1 protein-coding gene is annotated in these 1266 nt (G+C 38.5%); it reads left to right on the top strand.

Annotation, left to right across the window (positions count from 1 at the left end; all coding sequences use genetic code 11):
* The first annotated feature begins 32 nt into the window (after positions 1-32).
* Positions 33-1199 carry an IS256 family transposase gene (locus GHD00_RS20825; protein WP_163540087.1) on the top strand — a complete coding sequence of 389 codons (1167 nt, stop codon included), beginning with the start codon at positions 33-35 and terminating at the stop codon, positions 1197-1199.
* Positions 1200-1266 lie beyond the last annotated feature (67 nt).

The following is a 1266-nucleotide window of genomic DNA, read 5'->3' as shown; positions in this document are numbered from 1 at the left end:
CCACAAAAATATTGTAAAGGAGAGAATTGATCATGACCCAATTACAGTTTAGCCTAAATATGGAGAAATTAAAAGATTCTGTGATGAATTCCAACATTGATGCGGTAGTAAAGTCCACTATTGTGCTGATACTGAATGAGTATATGGAAAAGGAGCGTGATGAGTACTTACAAGCAGGTGCATATGAGCGATCCGAAATCCGCCAAGATTATCGTAATGGCTACTACGATCGCGACTATATGATGAGTATTGGAAAGATGAAACTACGCGTGCCCCGTACAAGAAGTGGTGAGTTTTCACCAAGTGTTTTTGAGAAATATAAAAGAGTGGATCAAGCCTTTACCCTAGGTATGTTAGAGATGGTGGTAAATGGTGTGTCAACTAGGAAAGTAAAGAATATTGTACAGGAACTATGTGGAGAAGAAGTATCGAAATCATTTGTATCTTCGTTAACCGCAAAATTAGATCCTATCGTAAGAGAATGGGCTGAACGACCATTAAACACCATATATTGTCCTTATGTCTTTGTGGATGCGATGTATATTAAAGTACGTGAACATCACAAAGTGGTATCAAAAGCTGTCTATATTGCGACCGCCATTAATGAAGAAAATAAAAGAGAAGTATTAGGATTAAAAGTAGATCATCAAGAAAGCTTTGAGGCATGGGCAAGTTTTCTGAAGTCGATGATAGATCGAGGATTACAATCCCCAAAACTCGTCATTTCCGATGCACATGAAGGACTCAAAAAGGCGATCCAAAAGACGTTTATAGGTACTGCTTGGCAAAGATGTACCGTCCACTTCAAACGTAATTTAGTAGATAAAATGCCCAAAAAAGGCATGAAAGAAATGGTAGTAGATATCCGACGTATTTTTGAAGCAGTGACAGTGGAAGATGCCCGTAAATTCAAGGAAGCATTCCTGTCCAAATACGAAAACAACACTAAATTAGACAAGGTTAGAGAGAGATTGGATGAAGGGTTTGAAGACTCGATCCAGTATTTAAATGAGCCTACCAAGTATCACCCTTTTATCCATAGTACGAATCATTTAGAACGATTAAATGAAGAGATGAGAAGACGAGAAAGAGTGATTCGAATCTTTCCAAATAACCAATCAGCCTTCCGTCTCTTGGGAGCTCATTTAATGGAATACGCAGAATCAAAGCAACAACAAAAAGCACTTTTGAAAAAATAAGCATAGCCATTGCAGCATGCGCATTTTTCATTGGGGGAAGGGGGATCCCCCTTCCCCCAATGAAAAA

It is taken from the genome of Gracilibacillus sp. YIM 98692, assembly GCF_010993965.1.
Classification (GTDB): Bacteria; Bacillota; Bacilli; order Bacillales; family Amphibacillaceae; genus Gracilibacillus.
Note: the sequence above shows the minus strand (reverse complement) of the source record. Positions and strands in the feature narration are given on the sequence as shown.

Excerpts from the sequence above, each read along its gene's own strand:
- GHD00_RS20825 (WP_163540087.1), top strand. The coding sequence starts at position 33 with ATGACCCAATTACAGTTTAGCCTAAATATGGAGAAATTAAAAGATTCT.